The following is a 17,613-nucleotide window of genomic DNA, read 5'->3' on the forward strand; positions in this document are numbered from 1 at the left end:
GCTCCGCGCATGCCCCGCACGACGTAGACGTAACTGAACGGAGAACTGTCATGGCCCAAGCCGCAGCCGTGGCGAAACCGCCCGCGCCACCCAGGCGGCGCCGTGCCTCGGCCACGCCGCGCAGGCTCCCGTACCTGCTGATCGGACCGGCCGCCCTGCTGATGCTGGGCTTCATCGCCTACCCGGTCATCAGCGTCTTCTACTACAGCCTTCAGGAGTACAACCCCACCAAGCCGTGGCGGAACGGCTTCGCGGGCTTCGACAACTTCGTCAAGATCTTCACCGAGGACCCGGTGTTCCGGGACACCCTCGTCTTCAGCGCCAAGTGGGTCTTCGTCGAGGTCGGACTGCAACTGCTCTTCGGCCTGGCACTGGCGCTCATCGTCAACCAGACCTTCGTGGGCCGGGGCATCGGGCGGGCCATGGTCTTCTCCCCGTGGGCCGTCTCCGGCGTGCTGACCTCCGCGATCTGGGTGCTGCTCTACAACTCCCAGACCGGCGTCACCCGCTACCTCGCCGACATGGGCATCGGCTCGTACGGCACCAGCTGGCTCTCCGACACCTCGACCGTGTTCTCCGCGGCGGTGGTCGCCGACCTCTGGCGCGGGGTGCCCTTCTTCGCGATCCTCATCCTCGCCGACCTCCAGTCCGTCTCCAAGGACCTGTACGAGGCGGCCGAGGTCGACGGGGCGAGCCGGCTCAAGCAGTTCCGGCACATCACGCTGCCGCACCTGAAGGACGCCATCATCCTGTCCACGCTGCTGCGCGCGGTGTGGGAGTTCAACAACGTCGACCTGCTCTACACCCTGACCGGCGGCGGACCCGCCGGCGAGACCACGACGTTGCCCCTGTACATCGCCAACACCAGCGTCGACGCCCACGACTTCGGCTACGCGTCGGCACTCACCACGGTCGCGTTCGTGATCCTGCTCTTCTGCTCGATCGTCTACCTGCGGCTGAGCAAGTTCGGAGGCGAGAACAAGTGATCACCAAGGAGGCCGCCGCGGCCGCCCCCGCCCCCGCGCCGGCCGCCCCCGCACCGCCGCGGCCGCTCAAGAAGCGCCCGGCCTGGGACGAGGTGCCCCGCTGGCAGATCTACCTGCCGCTCGGGATCTACCTGGTCTTCACGATGATCCCGTTCTACTGGATCCTGCTCTTCGCGGTGCGCCCGGCCGGCTCCACCTCGCTCGTGCCCTGGCCGATGACCACCGAGCACTTCGAGAAGGTGTGGACCGACCGCGGCTTCGGCACCTACTTCCAGAACAGCGTGTACGTCGGGCTCGCGACCCTGGTGATGACCACGCTCGTCGCGCTGGCCGGCGGCTACGCCCTCGCCCGGTTCGACTTCAAGATCAAGCGGGTCTTCATGCTCGCCCTGCTCTGCTCCCAGTTCGTGCCGGGCGCGCTGCTCCTGGTGCCGCTGTTCGAGATCTTCGCCGGGCTCCAGATGATCAACTCGCTGGGCAGTGTCATCATCGCCGAGACGGTCTTCCAGCTGCCGCTGTCCATCATCCTGATCAGCAACTTCATCAAGAACGTGCCGTACTCCCTGGAGGAGGCGGCCTGGGTCGACGGCTGCGGACGCTTCAGGGCCTTCCGGATCGTCGTGCTGCCGCTGCTGCGGCCGGGCCTGATCGCGGTGGGTTCCTTCGCCTTCGTGCACTCCTGGAACCACTTCCTGTTCGCCCTGATGTTCCTCAACAACCAGCACAAGCAGACCATCCCGGTCGGCCTCAACTCCCTGATGAGCGCGGACAGCGTCGACCTCGGCGCGCTCGCCGCCGGGGGCATCGTCGCCGCCGTCCCCGTCGTGATCGTCTTCGCCTTCATCCAGAAGTGGCTGATCACCGGCTTCAGCGCGGGGGCGGTGAAGGGATGAGCCGGGTTCCCGTCGTCCTCGCCGGTGCCCGCGGCCACGGCCGCTGGCACGTCGCCAACATCCGCCGCCTGGAGAAGGCGGGACTGGTCCGGCTGGCCGGCATCTGCGAGCTGACACCGCTGACCGAGCAGGAGGCCGGGGGAGAAGTCCCCGAGCAGTCCACCGACTTCGGCGCGCTGCTCGACTCCACCGGCGCCGAGATCGCCGTGATCTGCACGCCGATCCCCACCCACACCGACCTCGCCCTGACCGCCGCCCGCCGAGGAGTGCACCTCCTCCTGGAGAAGCCGCCGGCCCCCTCGTACGCCGAGTTCCGGCGCATGGCCGACGGGGTCGCCGAGTCCGGTGTCGCCTGCCAGGTCGGGTTCCAGTCACTGGGCTCGCACGCCGTCCCCGCCATCCGCGAGCTGGTCGCCCAGGGCGCCATCGGCGAGGTCGTGGGCGTCGGCGGGGCCGGCGCGTGGGTGCGCGACGAGGCCTACTTCCGCCGGGCACCCTGGTCGGGCAAGCGACGGCTGAACGGCGCCGACGTGATCGACGGCGCGCTGACCAACCCGCTGGCGCACGCCGTCGCCACCGCCCTCGCCCTCGGCGGCACCGCCCGCGCCGAGGACGTCACCGGCATCGAGACCGAGCTGAGCCACGCCAACGACATCGAGGCCGACGACACCTCCTGCGTGCGGATCGGCACCGCGCGCGGGCACCGCGTCACCGTCGCCGCGACCCTGTGCGCCGAGCGGGCCGACGAGCCCTACGTACTGGTGCACGGCTCCAGCGGCCGCGTCACCTTCTGGTACAAGCAGGACCGCGTCCTGCTCCAGCGCGGCGGCCACGGCCCCGAGGAATTCCACCACGACCGCACCGACCTGCTGGAGAACCTGGTCGACCACCTCACCACCGGGGTCCCGCTGCTGGTCCCGCCGCACGAGACGGGCGCCTTCATGCGGGTCGTCGAGGCGATCCGCCGGGCACCCGACCCGGAGCCGCTGCCCGCCGCCGCCTGGCACCGCGTCCCCGGGGAGGACCGCCGCGTGGTCCCCGGCGTCGACGCACTCGTGGCCGCCGCCGCCGACACCCTCGCCCTCTACTCCGAACTGGGCGCGCCCTGGGCGCCGCGCACCGAGCACCCCCGTGACGAGGTGAGCACCCGATGACCGGCAACGACTCCCCGGTGCTGCGCGTGGCGGGCCGCCCCGTCGCCCGGTACGCCACCCGCCCCGAGCTGCCGCACCGGCTCTCGCCGCGCCCCTACCTGCACCCCGTCACCACCCTGGCCGGCACCCCCGTGACCGAGTTCAGCCCCGCCGACCACCTCCACCACCTCGGCGTCGGTGTCGCCGTTCCCGACGTCGAGGGGCACAACTTCTGGGGCGGGCGCACCTTCGTCCGCGACCAGGGGCCGACCGAGCTGGACAACCACGGCACCCAGCGGCACACCGCCTTCCAGCTCCGCGCCCCCGACGGCTTCGTCGAGGAGCTGCGCTGGGTCGCCGGCGGCACCGAACTGCTGCGCGAGCGCCGCACGGTCGCGGCCGGCGAAATCACCGGCGCCGCCTGGGCGCTGGACTTCACCTTCTCCCTCACCAACGTCACCCCTCACCCGCTCACCCTCGGCAGCCCCGCCACCAACGGGCGCCCCGGCGCGGCCTACGGCGGCTTCTTCTGGCGCGCCCGCAAGGAGAGCGCGGCGCCCAGGGTCTTCACCGCCGACCGGGAGGGCGAGCGCGAGGTGCACGGCAGCACCGCTCACTGGCTCGCCATGACCGGGGAGACCTGGTCGCTGGTGTTCGCCGGCGCCACCGAACGCACCCGGCGCGACCCGTGGTTCGTGCGCACCGAGGAGTACCCCGGGGCGGGTTCCTCGCTGGCCCACGACGACCGGGTGGCCGTCGCCCCGGGCGGCACCCTGGTCCGCCGGATCGCCACCGTGGTCGCCGACGGCCGCCTCGACGCCGACGGCGCCGCCGCCCTCGTCCGCAAGGCGGTGAGCCCGTGACCGCCGCGTCCGCGCCGGGGACCGCGCCAGGGACCGCGGGGACGTACACCAACCCCGTCCTGAACGCCGACTGGTCCGACCCGGACGTGGTCCGCGTCGGGGACGACTTCTACCTGACCGCCTCCAGCTTCGGACGCGTCCCCGGCCTGCCCCTCCTGCACTCCCGCAACCTGGTCGACTGGACCCTGGTCGGCCACGCCCTGGAGCGCCTGGAGCCCGAGCGGGAGTTCGCGCGCCCCCGCCACGACCGCGGCGTCTGGGCACCGTCCCTGCGCCACCACGCGGGCCGCTTCTGGATCTACTGGGGCGACCCGGACCAGGGCGTCTTCCAGGTCAACGCCCCCGGCATCCGGGGCCCGTGGACCGTCCCCCACCTGGTCAAGGCGGGCAAGGGCCTGATCGACCCCTGCCCGCTGTGGGACGACGAGACCGGCGAGGCCTACCTCGTGCACGCCTGGGCCCGCTCCCGCTCCGGGATCAAGAACCGCCTCACCGGCCACCGCATGCGCCCCGACGGCACCGGACTCCTGGACGACGGCAAGGTGATCGTCGACGCCCACCGGCTCCCCGGCTGGTTCACCCTGGAGGGGCCCAAGCTCTACCGGCACGACGGCTGGTACTGGATCCTCGCCCCCGCCGGATCGGTGGAGACCGGCTGGCAGGGCGCCTTCCGCTCCCGCGGGTTCTTCGGACCGTACGAGGAGAAGGTCGTCCTGGAACAGCGGGACACCGACGTCAACGGCCCCCACCAGGGCGGCTGGGTGCGCACGGCGTCCGGCGAGGACTGGTTCCTGCACTTCCAGCAGCGCGGCGCGTACGGCAGGGTGGTCCACCTCCAGCCGATGCGGTGGGACGCGGACGGCTGGCCGGTCCTCGGCGACGCCGGTGCCCCGGTCACCGAGCACACCCGTCCCGCCCTGCCCCGCAGCCGCCCGCCGCGCCCGCGACCGACGACGACTTCCCCGGCGGACGGTTCGGCCGCCAGTGGTCGTGGACGGCCAACCCCCGCGCGGGCTGGTCCACCGAGCACGCCGGGGACGGGCTGCGCCTGGCCTGCGTCCGTTCGGCCGACGCGCACGACCTGCGCCTGCTGCCGAACGTCCTCACCCAGCGCTTCCCCGGCGAGCCCTCGGTGATCGAGGTCGACCTGCGCCTGCACGGCGAGGAAACCGGCGCGCGGGCCGGACTCGCGGTGCTCGGCGACGCCTACCGCTGGATCGGGCTCCAGCGGGACACCGACGGGCGGGTGCACCTGGTGCACCGGTTCGCCGAGTCGGTGGCCGAGGGCGAGCGGGACGCCGACCGGCCGCGCCCCGCACCCGGGGGACGGGCCCGGCTGCGGATCGAGACGGTCCCCGGGGCCCGCTGCCGTTTCTCCTACGACCTCGGCGACGGCCCCCACCCCGTCGGCCGGGAGTTCGCCGCCGCCCCCTGGCGCTGGGTCGGCGCACTGCTCGGCCTGTTCGCCCTCGCGCCCGCAGGCCGGGGACACGCCGGCACCGCCACGTTCACGCGGTTCCGCGTCGGGCCCCACCGAACCCACTGAACCCCCACGTTGTCGTTCCACCGCTTTGCCGGATCCGGAAAACCAGAAGACCCAGAAGACCCAGAAGACCCGGAAGAGAGCCGACCAATGAGGATCAGCATGCTCAGCAGCAGAGACAAAGGCACAGCCCGGCGCCGGACGTCCGCCGCCGTCGCCCTGGGCGCCGTGCTCGCGCTGACCGCCACCGCCTGCGGTGACGACGGCAGCGGGGCGGGCGGCGACAAGGGCGCCGAGGGCAGCGGCCAGGGGAAGATCGTCTTCTGGGACAACAACGGCGGCATCCGCACGGCCGTCTGGAAGGAGATCATCGCCGACTTCGAGAAGGCGAACCCGGACATCGACGTGGAGTACGTCGGGATCGCCGCCACCGAGTACCAGTCCAAGGTCGACACCGCCATCCAGGGCGGCGGCCTGCCGGACGTCGGCGGCGTGACGGCCTCGATGCTCGCGGGCTTCTCCGCCCAGGGCGCCCTGGAGCCGCTGGACGAGCGGCTCACCAAGTCCTCCCTGAGCGGCAGGCTCAACAAGGACATGGTCGAGTCCCTGAAGGCCGCCGGCGGTGGCGACGGCACCCTCTACTCGATGCCGACCTCCGCCAACAACGGTGTCCTCTACTACCGCACCGACCTGTTCGAGAAGGCCGGTCTCGACGCGCCGACGACGTGGGACGCGTTCTACGACGCCGCCGAGAAGCTGACCGACACCGGCAAGAACGAGTTCGGCTACACCATCCGCGGCGGCTCCGGATCCATCGCCCAGGCCTTCGACGCGATGTACGGGCAGTCCGGCATCACCTCGTTCTGGGACGCCGACAAGAAGAAGACCACCGTCAACGACCCGAAGAACGTGGAGGCGCTGGAGAAGTACGCGGCCCTCTACAAGAAGGTCACGCCGGCCGCCGACGTCAACAACGACTTCGCCAAGATGGTCGCCCAGTGGGACACCGGCACCATCGGCATGCTCAACCACAACCTGGGCTCCTACCAGGACCACGTGAAGGCGCTCGGCGTCGAGAAGTTCCGCGGCATCCCGCAGCCGGTCGGCGCGAGTGGCAAGCGGGTCCAGGTGTCCAACCCGGTCGACGGGCTCGGCATGTTCAAGAGCTCGAAGAACAAGGAGGCGGCCTGGAAGTTCATCGAGTTCGCCCTGTCCAAGGAGCAGAACTCGAAGTTCAACGAGTCGGCCGGGCAGGTGCCGTCCAACACCGAGGCCGCGAACGACGCGTGGATCCAGAAGGCCGAGCCGACGAACCTGGCGGCACAGGCGCTGAACGACGGGTCCACGACCATCGTTCAGCTGCCGTACTACCTGCCGGACTGGAACACGATGTCCAAGTCGGAGAGCGAGCCGGCGTTCCAGAAGGTGCTGCTGGGTGACATGAGCGCGAAGGACTTCCTGGACGGGCTGGCCGAGAAGCTGAACGACGCGCAGGCCGAGTGGACGGAGCAGATGGGTTAGCCGGCGGTTCCGGTTTCGCCGTGGGTGGTCCGTGGTTGGTCGCGGGCTGCGGGCCGCCTGTGGTTGATCGCGCCGTTCCCCGCGCCCCCAGGGGGACATTCCCACCCTTCGTCGAAAGGTACCCTGCGTGTCACTCAGCCGAAGGCACGTCACCTCAGCCGCCGTTGCCTCCCTTCCCTCGGCATTCGCGGCCACCGGCACCGCCCAAGCCGGCGGACGCCCCCGCCCCCGCACCCTCTACATCGCCGGGGACTCCACCGCCGCGCAGAAGTACGCCGACGCCGCGCCCGAGACCGGGTGGGGCATGGCCCTGCCCTTCTTCCTCCGCGAGGAGTTGGCGCTCGCCAACCACGCGGTGAACGGGCGGAGTTCGAAGAGCTTCGTCGACGAGGGGCGGCTGGCCGCGATCCTCGGTGTGATCCGGCCCGGGGATCTGCTCCTCGTGCAGTTCGCGCACAACGACGAGAAGGCCGAGGACCCCGCCCGCCACACCGAGCCCTGGACGACGTACCAGGACCACCTGCGGTTGTACGTCGAGGGCGCCCGGGCCCGCGGGGCGCGGCCGGTGCTGGCCACGCCGGTCGAGCGGCGGCGGTTCGACGCCGGGGGCAACGCCGTGCCGAGCCACGGCGAGTACCCGGCGGCGATGCGGGCGCCGGCGGGGGAGGAGGGCGTGGCGCTGCTCGACGTGCAGGCGCTGTCGCTCGCGCTGTGGCAGCGGCTCGGCGTCGAGGGGACCAAGGCGTACTTCAACCGGACCGCCACCGAGCAGGACAACACCCACTTCAATCCGCCGGGCGCGATCGCGGTCGCCCGGCTCGTCGCCCGGGAACTGCTGCGCGGGCGCGTACTGGCGCACCGGGACGTGCGCCGGCTGGACGGGGAGATCCCCGAGTCCTGGATCAGCCGGCCCGCACCGGCCACCGCGTAACACCCACGACCGTCGACCGACCCCCAGAGCAAGGGAGAGCCGCAGTATGAGCACCCACAGATGGCATGGGCATGCCACGCAGAGAACCGCCGCACTCGTGGGCTGCACCGCCCTCGTACTGAGCCTGACGGCCGCCGCCGCAGAGGCCCGCCCCGGCCACCACCACCCCCGGGACACCGCCCGGCAGACCCTGCCCGCGGGCGACGGCTGGGCCTCCCACGGCACCGGCACCACCGGCGGGGCCGCCGCCGACGCGGAGCACGTCTACACGGTCTCCACCTGGGCCGAGTTCAGGGCCGCCCTCGCCGCCGAGGGCACCGCGCCGCGGATCATCAAGGTCAAGGGCACCGTCGACGCCGTCTCGGAGGGCTGCGAGGCCTTCGCCGCCCCCGGCTACGACTTCGACGCCTACCTGGAGAAGTACTCCCCCGAGAACTGGGGCAGGGAGACCGACCTGAGCGCCGAGCCCGACGACAGCCCCGAGGGTCTGCGCCGCGCCTCCGCCGCACAGCAGGACCGGTCCATCAAGGCGGACGTCCCCTCCAACACGACCATCGTCGGCGTCGGCCGGGGCGCCGCGCTCAAGGGCGCCAGCCTCCAGACCAAGGGCGTCGACAACGTCATCGTCCGCAACCTGACCTTCGAGAGCCCCGTCGACTGCTTCCCCCAGTGGGACCCCACGGACGGCGACCGGGGCAACTGGAACTCCGAGTACGACAGCGCCGTCGTGTACGGCTCGACGCACGTGTGGCTGGACCACAACACCTTCACCGACGGCGAGCACCCCGACGGCGCGGCGCCCACCTACTTCGGCATGCTCTACCAGCAGCACGACGGCCAACTGGACATCGTGAAGGGCGCCGACCTCGTCACCGCGTCCTGGAACGTCTTCACCGAGCACGACAAGACCATCCTCATCGGCAACAGCGACAGCGAGTCCACCGCCGCCGTCGACCGCGGCCACCTGAGGACGACCTTCCACCACAACCTCTTCAAGAACCTCGTCGAGCGCGCGCCCCGCGTCCGCTTCGGCCAGGTCGACGTCTACAACAACCACTTCGTGGCCTCGGACGACTACGCCTACAGCTTCGGCGTCGGCAAGGAGTCCGCGCTCGTGGCCGAGTACAACGCCTTCACCCTGCCGGCCGGCGTCAGTCCCGCGAAGGTGCTCAAGCGCTGGAACGACGCGCCGCTCAGCGCCGCCCACAACCGCGTCAACGGCGCCGGCGTCGACCTGATCGCCGCGCACAACGCCGAGAACCCGGGCACTGAGCTGCGGACCGGCGCGGGCTGGACGCCCTCGCTGCGCACCCGGGTCCTGCCGTCCCGGGCGGTCCCGTTCGTCGTCGACCACGGCGCGGGCGCCGGCCGGCTGCGCTGACCCCCCTCCCGCGAACCGGGCCGGGGCGCCCGCACCGCCCCGGCCCACCCCCCGAAGGAGCATGAGCATGCACCGACCCGCCCCGTGCCGCAGAGGCTTCCTCCTGGCGACCGCCGGCGCGGGCGCCGCCCTCGGTCTCGGCCTCGCGTCGGCCGGTCCCGCCGGCGCCGGCACCCCGACGCACCCGCGTCCCCACCCCTTCGGCCGGTACGGCTCACCGGCCGCCCGCCGCACCCCGAAGACCCTGTACGCCGACCCGCTCACCGTCCCGGAGAACCGGCCCCGGTTCACCCGGGCCGAGGCCGCCGCGCACACCCGGGAGGCGTACCTCGGCGACTGGCGGCCCTACGAACGGCGGCCCTGACCGGCGGGGACGACCGGTCCGCCGACGGCGGGTACTTGACCTGCTTGACGCGATTTTTGCCAGATACGGGGGCGCGAATCCGGCCACGGGTCTCGCGCTCACCAGGGTGACGCGCGTAGAAACCTGTGTCATGCATAAACCATTGCGCATCGCGACCGTCACCACCGCCTGTGCCGTCGCCGGTGCCGTCCTGTACGGCACGGGCGCCGCCACCGCCGGCCAGTCGACGGCCAACTCCACCCACGAGCCGTACAACATCGGGGTGCTGGCCAAGGACATCGACGCCTACTACGGCACCACCCTCGACGCCGACGGCGTCTACCAGGCCTCCCCGGACAGCCCCTACGCCGCCGACCTTGCCCGCCTCGACGCCGCCGCGAAGAAGCAGATCGACCGGGCCGCCCGCACGGCGGACCACCAGCACACCAGGCCCGCGGTCGTCTTCGACATCGACGACACGCTGCTGCTCAGCCTCGACTACGAGAAGCGGAACAACTACGGCTACGACAGCGCCACCTGGGCCGCCTACGTCGACCGCGCCGACCGCCCGGCCGTCCCCGGCAGCCCCGAACTGGCCCGGTACGCCGAGAAGAAGGGCGTCGAGGTCTTCTACAACTCCGGGCTGAGCGAGGCGCAGCGCGCCGCCGCCGTCGAGAACCTGAAGAAGGTCGGCGCCGACGTGAACCTCGACACCGGCCACGTCTTCCTGAAGGACAAGGCGAACCCGCCGTCCTACCTGGCCCACTGCGCCACCCCGGGCACCTGGAAGTGCACCACCGTGGAGTACAAGGCGGGCACCCGCCGGCACATCGAGCGGGACCTCGGATACGACATCGTCGCCAACTTCGGGGACCAGTACTCCGACCTCCAGGGCGGCTACGCGGACCGGACGTACAAGCTGCCCAACCCGACGTACTTCGTCGAGTAGCGGGCCGCCGCTCAGCCGTCCGGGGTGAAGCCGCCCCGCTCGGCGAGCGCGAAGGCGAAGTCACCTCCGGCAGGGACCGTCAGGCCCCGGTGGAGGTCACCGAGCCGGTCTGCGCCACCCGCAGTTCGACGGTGAGCGCGGTGAGCGGGCACGCGTCGTCAGGGTGAGGTTGCTCTGCCAGAACTCGTTGCTGTGCGGGTCCACCACGCCGCTCGACCGCAGCGGGCCCGGGCTCCGGCGACCCGGGCGGGGCGGCGACCGGGCGCGGTGCGGGACCGTCGTCCCGCACCGCCGAGGCGGGGGTGTAGCCGCCGGCCACCAGGACGCCCGCCACCGCCGCCGTCGCGGCGGCCACCCACACCCGGCCCGGCAGCCGAGGACGGGCCGGGCCGCCGGTCCCGGCCGTCCTGCCGCGTTTCCACCCGGGCCGGCATCCGGGCCCGGTCGGGCCGGTGCGCCCGGCCGCCTCGCGCAGCCGGGCGCGCAGCTCCCCGGCCGCCTCCCGCCGCCCGGTCACCGGGTGCCTCCCGCGGCGTCGCCGCCGTGCGCGACCGCCGCCCGCACCTGCCGGGGAACCCGGGGAGCGCCCCTGCCGCCGAGCAGCCGCCGCAAATCGGCCACCCCTTGGAGGTCCGGCTCTTGACCCTGCCCACCGAGACGCGGAGGGCGGGCGCCGTGTCCCTCTCGGAGAGGTCGAAGGCGTGCCGCGGCACCACGCACGCCCGCTTGCGGAACGGCAGTCGGCGCAGCGCCTCCCGCACGTCGACCACGCCCGCGACGTCCGGGTTCTCGGCCCGCTCCTCGCGCTGCGACCAGAACAGTGCGACAGGTCTGCGTACGCGCACGGCGGTCCGCACGCGGGTGCGGGCGAGATGGGCGACGACCCCGCGCGCGTACGCCACCGGGTGGTCGGCCGCGCGGACCCGGTCCCAGCGGTGCCACAGCGCCAGCAGGGCGTCCGCCGCGAGGCCGTCGGCGACTGTCCTCACGGCGGACTCGCCTCGTAGCGGCTTCCCCGGTGCCGAACCGTACGGCAGACCGAACCCGAATGGCCCCCCGCGAGGTCAGCCCCTGAGCGCCGCCTCCATCATCGCCTTGGCCACCGGGGCCGCCAGGCCGTTGCCGCTGACCTCGCTGCGGGCCGCGTCGGACTGCTCGACGACGACCGCCACGGCGACCTCCTTGTCCGAGGTGCCGGACTTGGCGTACGCGGTGAACCAGGCGTACGGCGTCTTGCTGTTGTTCTCGCCGTGCTGGGCCGTGCCCGTCTTGCCGCCCACCGTCGCCCCGGAGATCCGCGCGTTGGACCCCGTGCCCTTCTCGACGACGGTCTGCATGGCCGACCGCAGCTGCTCGGCGGTGGAGGAGCTGACGATCCGCTTCGTGTCCGCGTCGGTGTGGTCCTCCAGGACGTCGCCGCCGCTGTCGGTGACCTGCGACACCATGTGCGGGGAGACCAGCTCGCCGCCGTTGGCGAGGGCGGCGGAGACCATCGCCATCTGGAGCGGGGTCGCCGTCACGTCGAACTGGCCGATGCCCGTCAGCGCCGTCGACGAGCGGTCCATGCCCTTCGGGTAGACGCTGGTGTAGGCCCGGACCGGCACGTCCTGCGTCTCGTCGTTGAAGCCGAACTTCTCGGCCATGGCGCGCAGCTCGTCCTGGCCGAGATCGACGGCCATCTTCGCGAAGACGTTGTTGCACGAGTACCGCAGCGCGGTGCGGATCGTGGCGTTCTCGCAGGGGGCGTTCGGGTTCTCGTTGCTCAGGTCCGTCGTGGTGCCCGGCAGGGTGTACGGGTCGGGGCTGTCGGTGGGCTCGTCCACCGAGCCGTACAGCCCCTTCTCCAGCGCGGCGGCCGCCACGACCAGCTTGAACGTGGAGCCCGGCGGCAGCGGCTGGCGCAGCGCGCGGTTGGTCAGCGGCTTGTCCGGGTCACCGGTGAGCTCCTTCCAGGCCTCACCGGCGGTGTTGGCGTCGGTGAGCGACGTCGGGTCGTACGACGGGGTCGACACGACCGAGAGGATCCTGCCGGTCTTCGGGTCGATCGCGACGGCGGCGCCCTTGTTGTCGCCCAGCGCCTCGAACCCGGCCTTCTGCACGTCCGGGTCGATCGTCGTCACCACGTTGCCCGGCTCGGCCCGGGCGCCGGTGACGGTGTCCAGCACGGACTTCAGCCGCGGGTCGGTCCCGTTGAGCACGTCCTGGTAGATGCCCTCCAGTTGGGTCGGCGCGTACGCCTGCGAGGCGTAGCCCGTCACCGCCGCGTACAGCTTCCCGTTCTCGTACGTGCGTTTGTATGCGAGGTCGCCGCCCTTCGTCGGCGCCGAGCCGGTGACCGACCGGCCGGCCACGATGATGTTCCCGAGCGGGTCCGCGTACGTCTTGATCGCGCCCCGCCGGTTGTCCTTGTCGTCCGCGAGCGCCTGGCCCTCGTAGAACTGCACCCAGGTCGCCCTGATCAGCAGAGCGAACACCAGGAGCAGCGTGAAGACCGATGCGCGCCTGATCGTCTTGTTCATCCCGATGACAGGACGAACGGGCGGGAGGCGGTCGTTCCCCTGTGCCCCGTTTTCTCATCTTTCTCATACTTCTCGGCGCGCGTTCATGAAGCCCGCGCCCTGAGCCCGGACCTCATCGCGCAAGGTGCAGGACGACCTCGTCGATCTCCTCGCCGCGGGCCGTCGCGAACCCCCGCGCCCGCGCGCTGGTCACGAAACCGCACTTCTCCAGCACCCGGCGCGAGCCCGCGTTGTCGGCCGCCGCGCGCGCGTACAGCGGGCGGTCGGGCACCTCGGCGAGCAGGGCACGCAGCGCGGCGGTGGCCACGCCCCGCCCCCAGTACGCCCGGTCCACCCAGTACGTCACCTCGCGCTCGCCCGGCTCCCCGTACACCGCCGTGCTGCCGATGACGTCGCCGTCGCCGAGGATGGTCCGCACCACGTCGCGGGAGGCGCGGATCCTTCTCCAGTGCGCCGAGAACGCCTCCCAGTCGGCGGGGTCCTTCGCCGTGAAGGCCGCCATCCGCAGGGCTTCGGGATCGTTCATCTGCCGGAAGAAGACGGGCAGATCGCTGTCGTGTACCTCGCGCAGTGCGATGTGCATGGATCAGAGCCTACGCGTGGCCAGCGTCAGCCGGTCCCGCGCGTCGAAGAGGGCGTCCTTCACCATCTGTTCGTGCGCGGGCGTCAGCCGCGCCACCGGCACCGAGCAGCTGATCGCGTCCCGCGCGGGGGTGCGGTAGGGGACCGCCACGCCGAAGCAGCGCAGCCCCAGCGTGTTCTCCTCGCGGTCCACGGCGTAGCCCTGCTCCCGCACCAGGTGCAGCTCCTCGATGAGCTTCTCCCGGTCGGTGATGGTGTGTTCGGTCAGCGCGGGGAGCGTCTCCGGCAGCATCTTGCGGACCTGCTCGTCGCTGTACGTGCTCAGCAGCGCCTTGCCCAGCGAGGTCGAGTGCGCGGGCAGCCGGCGGCCGACCCGGGTGAACGGCCGCAGGTAGTGCTGGGACTGGCGGGTGGCCAGGTAGACCACGTTCGTGCCGTCCAGGCGCGCGAGGTGGATGGTCTCCGTCGTGTCGTCGGAGAGCCGGTCCAGCGTCGGCCGGGCCGCCGCGACCACCTCGTCGCCGTCGATGTACGAGGTGCCGACGAGCAGCGCCCGCACCCCGATGCCGTACCGCGTGCCCGTGGCGTCCGTCTCCACCCAGCCCAGCTCCACCAGCGTGCGCAGCAGCATGTACAGACTGGACTTGGGATAACCGACGGCCTCCTGGACCGACGCGAGGGAGTGCATTCCGGGGCGCCCGGCGAAGTACTCGAGCAGCTCAACCGTCCGCACCGCGGACTTGACCTGCGCTCCGCCCCCCGTCTCGACAGCCGACATCGCCCTTGACCCCTTCGTTCGACGAGAAGCTGAAGATATAGTCTCGACAGCATATTCATCAGTAGAGACAGCGTTCAGTATATCGAACGACATCTGTGCAGAGCACGTGGAGGGACCCGCGGTGGCAGCAGCACCAGTCTGGAGTGTCGACCCCCGTACCGGGAAGCAGCGTGAACAGGTCGCCGTGGAAGCCACGGCCCAGGAGGTGGACGCCGCCGTCCGCGCCGCGCACGCCGCCCGGGAGGCCCTCGCCGACCGCACCGTCCGCGCGGCCTTCCTGCGCAGCGCCGCCGACGAGCTGACGGCGGCCGAGAGCACCCTCGTCGAGGTCGCCGACGCGGAGACCGCGCTCGGCCCGGTCCGGCTCACCGGCGAACTCGCCCGCACCTGCTACCAGCTGCGGGCCTTCGCCGACATCGTCGACGAGGGCGAGTACCTCGGCGTGGTCGTCAACCACCCCGACGACACCGCCACCCCGCCCATCCCGGACCTGCGCCGCTACAAGGTGCCGCTCGGCGTCGTCGCCGTCTACTCGGCCTCCAACTTCCCCTTCGCCTTCTCCGTCCCCGGCGGCGACACCGCCAGCGCCCTCGCGGCCGGCTGCCCGGTCGTCGTCAAGGCCCACCCCGACCACCCGGCCCTGTCCGAGCTGGTCGCCAAGGTGCTGCGTCGGGCCGCCGCCCGGCACGGCATCCCGGACGGCGTCCTCGGCCTGGTGCACGGCTTCGAGGCGGGCGTCGAGCTGATCAAGCACCCGCTGGTCGCCGCGGCCGGCTTCACCGGGTCGGTGCGCGGCGGTCGCGCGCTGTTCGACGCGGCGGCGGCGCGTGCGGTGCCGATCCCGTTCCACGGCGAGCTGGGCTCGCTCAACCCGGTCGTCGTCACTCAGGCGGCGGCCACCGAGCGGGCGGAGGCGATCGGCGCGGGGCTGGCCGGTTCGATGACGCTGGGCGTCGGCCAGTTCTGCGTGAAGCCCGGTCTGGTGCTCGTCCCGGCCGGTGCCGCCGGTGACGGTCTGGTCAAGTCCCTCACCGACGCGGTCAGCGCCACCGACGCCGGTGTGCTCCTCGACCACCGCATGCGGGACAACTTCGTCGCGGGCGTCGCCGAGCGCGCCGCGCTGCCCGACGTGGACTCCCCGGTGACGCCGGGCGCGGGCGGCGAGCACACCGTCAGCCCCGGCTTCCTCACGGTGCCGGCCGCGCGGCTGGCGGCGGAGGGCGAGCACGACCTGCTCCTGGAGGAGTGCTTCGGGCCGGTCACCGTGGTGGCCCGCTACGAGGACGAGGGCGAGGTGCGGGGCGTGCTGTCCCGGCTGCCGGGGAACCTCACGGCGACCGTGCAGCTCTCCGCCGAGGAGGTGGCCGGGGAGGGCGCCGGGGCGGCACTCCTCGCGGAGGTGACGCCGCTGGCGGGGCGGGTGCTGGTCAACGGCTGGCCCACGGGGGTCGCGGTGGCCGCGGCTCAGCAGCACGGCGGTCCGTACCCGGCGACCACTTCGACGTCCACGTCGGTGGGCGGGACGGCCATCGAGCGGTGGCTGCGACCGGTGGCCTACCAGGGGGTGCCGGAGGCGCTGCTGCCGGTGGAGCTCCGGGACGACAATCCGCTGGGGCTGCCCCGGCGGTTCAACGGGGTGCTCGAGCGGTAGCTTCGCGGTTGCGCCGCAGGGGGGGGCGGTTGCGCGGCGGGTGCGGCGCCGCCGTGGCGTGTCGCGCAGTTCCCCGCGCCCCCTGGGTCCGTACTTCGGGCCTGCGATGATCAGGCCATGAGCCTTGAACTTGCCGAACTGCCGTTTCCCCTCCGTCCCTACGGGCCCGACGGGCACTGGTCCTACGCCGACGGTGTACTCACCGGTGTCGCCGGGCCCCGGCAGGACCGGTTCGTGCCGCCGACCGGGGAATCGCTGGAGTCCGTGTCCGACGCGCCGCGGCTGCTGGGGGCGCCCGAGGGGGACTTCCAGCTGATCGCGCGGGTGTCGGTCGGATTCCGGGGTGCCTTCGACGCCGGGGTGCTCTACGTGCACGTGGGGGAGCGGGCCTGGGCCAAGCTGTGCCTGGAGTACTCCCCGGATTTGCCCACCGTCTGCACGGTGGTCACCCGGGGGCACTCCGACGACTGCAACTCCTTCACCGTGGCGGGCGACTCCGTCTGGTTCCGGGTCAGCCGGAGCGGACGGGCCTTCGCCTTCCACGCCTCCCTCGACGGGGAGCACTGGACCTTCGTACGGCTCTTCACGCTGGGTGACGAGCGGGAGACGGGCGCGGCCCTGGTCGGCTTCCTGGCGCAGGCGCCCACCGGGGAGGGCTGCACGGTGACGTACGACCACCTGGAGTTCCGGCCGCACTGGCCCGGGGACCTGCGGGACGGCAGCTGACGGGGGGAATGGGACCCGCTGCTTGAACGTTCACGTACGAGGCGGGGAAGGCCTCCGCCGCCGTACGACCTGGAGAAGAGCCGAGACATGCGCGTCGAGATCTGGAGCGACATCGCCTGCCCCTGGTGCTACGTGGGCAAGGCCCGCTTCGAGAAGGCGCTCGCGGCCTTCCCGCACCGGGACGGGGTCGAGGTGGTCCACCGTTCCTTCGAGCTGGACCCCGGGCGGGCCAAGGACGACGTACAGCCCGTGCTGACGATGCTCACCGCGAAGTACGGCATGAGCGAGGCGCAGGCGCGGGCCGGTGAGGACAACCTCGGTGCGCAGGCCGCCGCCGAGGGCCTGGACTACCGCACCCGGGACCGCGACCACGGCAGCACCTTCGACATGCACCGCCTGCTGCACCTCGCAAAGGAGCGGGGCCGGCACGAGGCGCTCCTGGACGCCTTCTACCGGGGCAACTTCGCGGAGGAGCGCTCCGTGTTCAACGACGACGAGCGCCTCGTGGAGCTGGCCGTCGCCGCCGGGCTCGACGCGGACGAGGTCCGCGCGGTGCTCGCCGACCCGGCCGCCTACGCCGACGAGGTGCGCGCCGACGAGCGCGAGGCCGCCCGGTTCGGGGCCACCGGGGTGCCGTTCTTCGTGCTGGACCGCAAATACGGCGTCTCCGGCGCCCAGCCCGCCGAGGTCTTCGCGCAGGCGCTGACCCAGGCGTGGGGCGAGCGCACGCCGCTGAAGCTGATCGACGACGGCGGCGCTCAGGCCTGCGGTCCGGACGGGTGCGCGGTGCCCCAGGAGTGACCGGGCGGTGACCGGGCGGCCGAAGGCCCAGGTCAGGAGCCGTGCATAAGCGATGCTTGGAGAAACCGCGTAG

General features: G+C 72.2%; 16 protein-coding genes and 2 pseudogenes. 13 read left to right on the forward strand and 5 right to left on the reverse strand.

Annotated elements, in window-relative coordinates:
• Positions 1–50: 50 nt before the first annotated feature.
• The 10 genes and pseudogenes from IE94_RS0116900 (at position 51) to IE94_RS0116945 (ending at position 10,483) form a co-directional block, all read left to right on the forward strand.
• Positions 51–986 carry a carbohydrate ABC transporter permease gene (locus IE94_RS0116900; RefSeq protein WP_030184715.1) on the forward strand — a complete coding sequence of 312 codons (936 nt, stop codon included), beginning with the start codon at positions 51–53 and terminating at the stop codon, positions 984–986.
• On the forward strand, positions 983–1,879 hold the full coding sequence (locus IE94_RS0116905) for a carbohydrate ABC transporter permease (protein WP_030184717.1): 897 nt from the start codon (positions 983–985) through the stop codon (positions 1,877–1,879). Before IE94_RS0116900 ends, IE94_RS0116905 begins: the two co-directional genes overlap by 4 nt.
• Positions 1,876–3,033, forward strand: coding sequence for a Gfo/Idh/MocA family protein (locus IE94_RS0116910; RefSeq protein ID WP_030184720.1), 1,158 nt, complete (start codon positions 1,876–1,878; stop codon positions 3,031–3,033). Before IE94_RS0116905 ends, IE94_RS0116910 begins: the two co-directional genes overlap by 4 nt.
• On the forward strand, positions 3,030–3,875 hold the full coding sequence (locus tag IE94_RS0116915; RefSeq protein ID WP_030184728.1) for a DUF6807 domain-containing protein: 846 nt from the start codon (positions 3,030–3,032) through the stop codon (positions 3,873–3,875). The genes IE94_RS0116910 and IE94_RS0116915 overlap by 4 nt, the downstream gene beginning before the upstream one ends.
• Positions 3,872–5,421, forward strand: a pseudogene (locus IE94_RS35725) (glycoside hydrolase family 43 protein). The gene IE94_RS0116915 and the pseudogene IE94_RS35725 overlap by 4 nt, the downstream one beginning before the upstream one ends.
• Positions 5,422–5,508: 87 nt before the next feature.
• Positions 5,509–6,879 (forward strand): ABC transporter substrate-binding protein, encoded by a 1,371-nt coding sequence (locus IE94_RS0116925; protein WP_030184730.1) that lies wholly within the window; start codon positions 5,509–5,511, stop codon positions 6,877–6,879.
• Positions 6,880–7,006: 127 nt separating this feature from the next.
• On the forward strand, positions 7,007–7,810 hold the full coding sequence (locus IE94_RS0116930; RefSeq protein ID WP_030184731.1) for a rhamnogalacturonan acetylesterase: 804 nt from the start codon (positions 7,007–7,009) through the stop codon (positions 7,808–7,810).
• 46 nt (positions 7,811–7,856) lie between these two features.
• Complete coding sequence (locus IE94_RS0116935) at positions 7,857–9,191, forward strand: pectate lyase family protein (protein WP_030184733.1); 1,335 nt, start codon at positions 7,857–7,859, stop codon at positions 9,189–9,191.
• A 67-nt stretch (positions 9,192–9,258) separates the two neighbouring features.
• The gene (locus IE94_RS41855) at positions 9,259–9,555 is read left to right on the forward strand and encodes a hypothetical protein (protein WP_030184735.1); all 297 of its coding nucleotides are present in this window, start codon (positions 9,259–9,261) and stop codon (positions 9,553–9,555) included.
• A gap of 130 nt (positions 9,556–9,685) precedes the next feature.
• Positions 9,686–10,483 carry an HAD family acid phosphatase gene (locus IE94_RS0116945; protein WP_030184737.1) on the forward strand — a complete coding sequence of 266 codons (798 nt, stop codon included), beginning with the start codon at positions 9,686–9,688 and terminating at the stop codon, positions 10,481–10,483.
• A 79-nt stretch (positions 10,484–10,562) separates the two neighbouring features.
• On the opposite strand, the gene IE94_RS35730 is transcribed toward IE94_RS0116945, so the two are convergent.
• The 5 genes and pseudogenes from IE94_RS35730 to IE94_RS0116965 all read right to left on the reverse strand — a co-directional run bounded on the left by IE94_RS35730 (position 10,563) and on the right by IE94_RS0116965 (position 14,362).
• Positions 10,563–11,000, reverse strand: coding sequence for a hypothetical protein (locus tag IE94_RS35730; protein ID WP_342450759.1), 438 nt, complete (start codon positions 10,998–11,000; stop codon positions 10,563–10,565).
• Positions 10,997–11,460 (reverse strand): annotated as a pseudogene (locus IE94_RS38155) (sigma factor-like helix-turn-helix DNA-binding protein); the annotation flags it as partial. The gene IE94_RS35730 and the pseudogene IE94_RS38155, both read right to left, overlap by 4 nt.
• 87 nt (positions 11,461–11,547) lie before the next feature.
• Positions 11,548–13,002, reverse strand: a complete 1,455-nt coding sequence (locus tag IE94_RS0116955) for a peptidoglycan D,D-transpeptidase FtsI family protein (protein ID WP_030184739.1) — start codon at positions 13,000–13,002, stop codon at positions 11,548–11,550.
• 112 nt (positions 13,003–13,114) lie between these two features.
• Positions 13,115–13,585, reverse strand: a complete 471-nt coding sequence (locus IE94_RS0116960; RefSeq protein ID WP_030184741.1) for a GNAT family N-acetyltransferase — start codon at positions 13,583–13,585, stop codon at positions 13,115–13,117.
• A 3-nt stretch (positions 13,586–13,588) separates the two neighbouring features.
• The gene (locus IE94_RS0116965; protein WP_030184743.1) at positions 13,589–14,362 is read right to left on the reverse strand and encodes an IclR family transcriptional regulator; all 774 of its coding nucleotides are present in this window, start codon (positions 14,360–14,362) and stop codon (positions 13,589–13,591) included.
• Between the two features lie 121 nt (positions 14,363–14,483).
• Here IE94_RS0116965 and IE94_RS0116970 point away from each other — a divergent pair, with 121 nt between their 5' ends.
• From IE94_RS0116970 to IE94_RS0116980, 3 genes are all read left to right on the forward strand, one after another.
• Positions 14,484–16,013, forward strand: coding sequence for an aldehyde dehydrogenase (NADP(+)) (locus IE94_RS0116970; protein ID WP_063829715.1), 1,530 nt, complete (start codon positions 14,484–14,486; stop codon positions 16,011–16,013).
• 117 nt (positions 16,014–16,130) lie between these two features.
• Positions 16,131–16,739 (forward strand): DUF1349 domain-containing protein, encoded by a 609-nt coding sequence (locus IE94_RS0116975; protein ID WP_030184757.1) that lies wholly within the window; start codon positions 16,131–16,133, stop codon positions 16,737–16,739.
• An 87-nt stretch (positions 16,740–16,826) separates the two neighbouring features.
• The gene (locus IE94_RS0116980) at positions 16,827–17,540 is read left to right on the forward strand and encodes a DsbA family oxidoreductase (protein ID WP_030184760.1); all 714 of its coding nucleotides are present in this window, start codon (positions 16,827–16,829) and stop codon (positions 17,538–17,540) included.
• Positions 17,541–17,613: the final 73 nt, after the last annotated feature.

It is taken from the genome of Streptomyces violaceorubidus, from assembly GCF_000717995.1.
Lineage (GTDB): Bacteria > Actinomycetota > Actinomycetes > Streptomycetales > Streptomycetaceae > Streptomyces > Streptomyces violaceorubidus.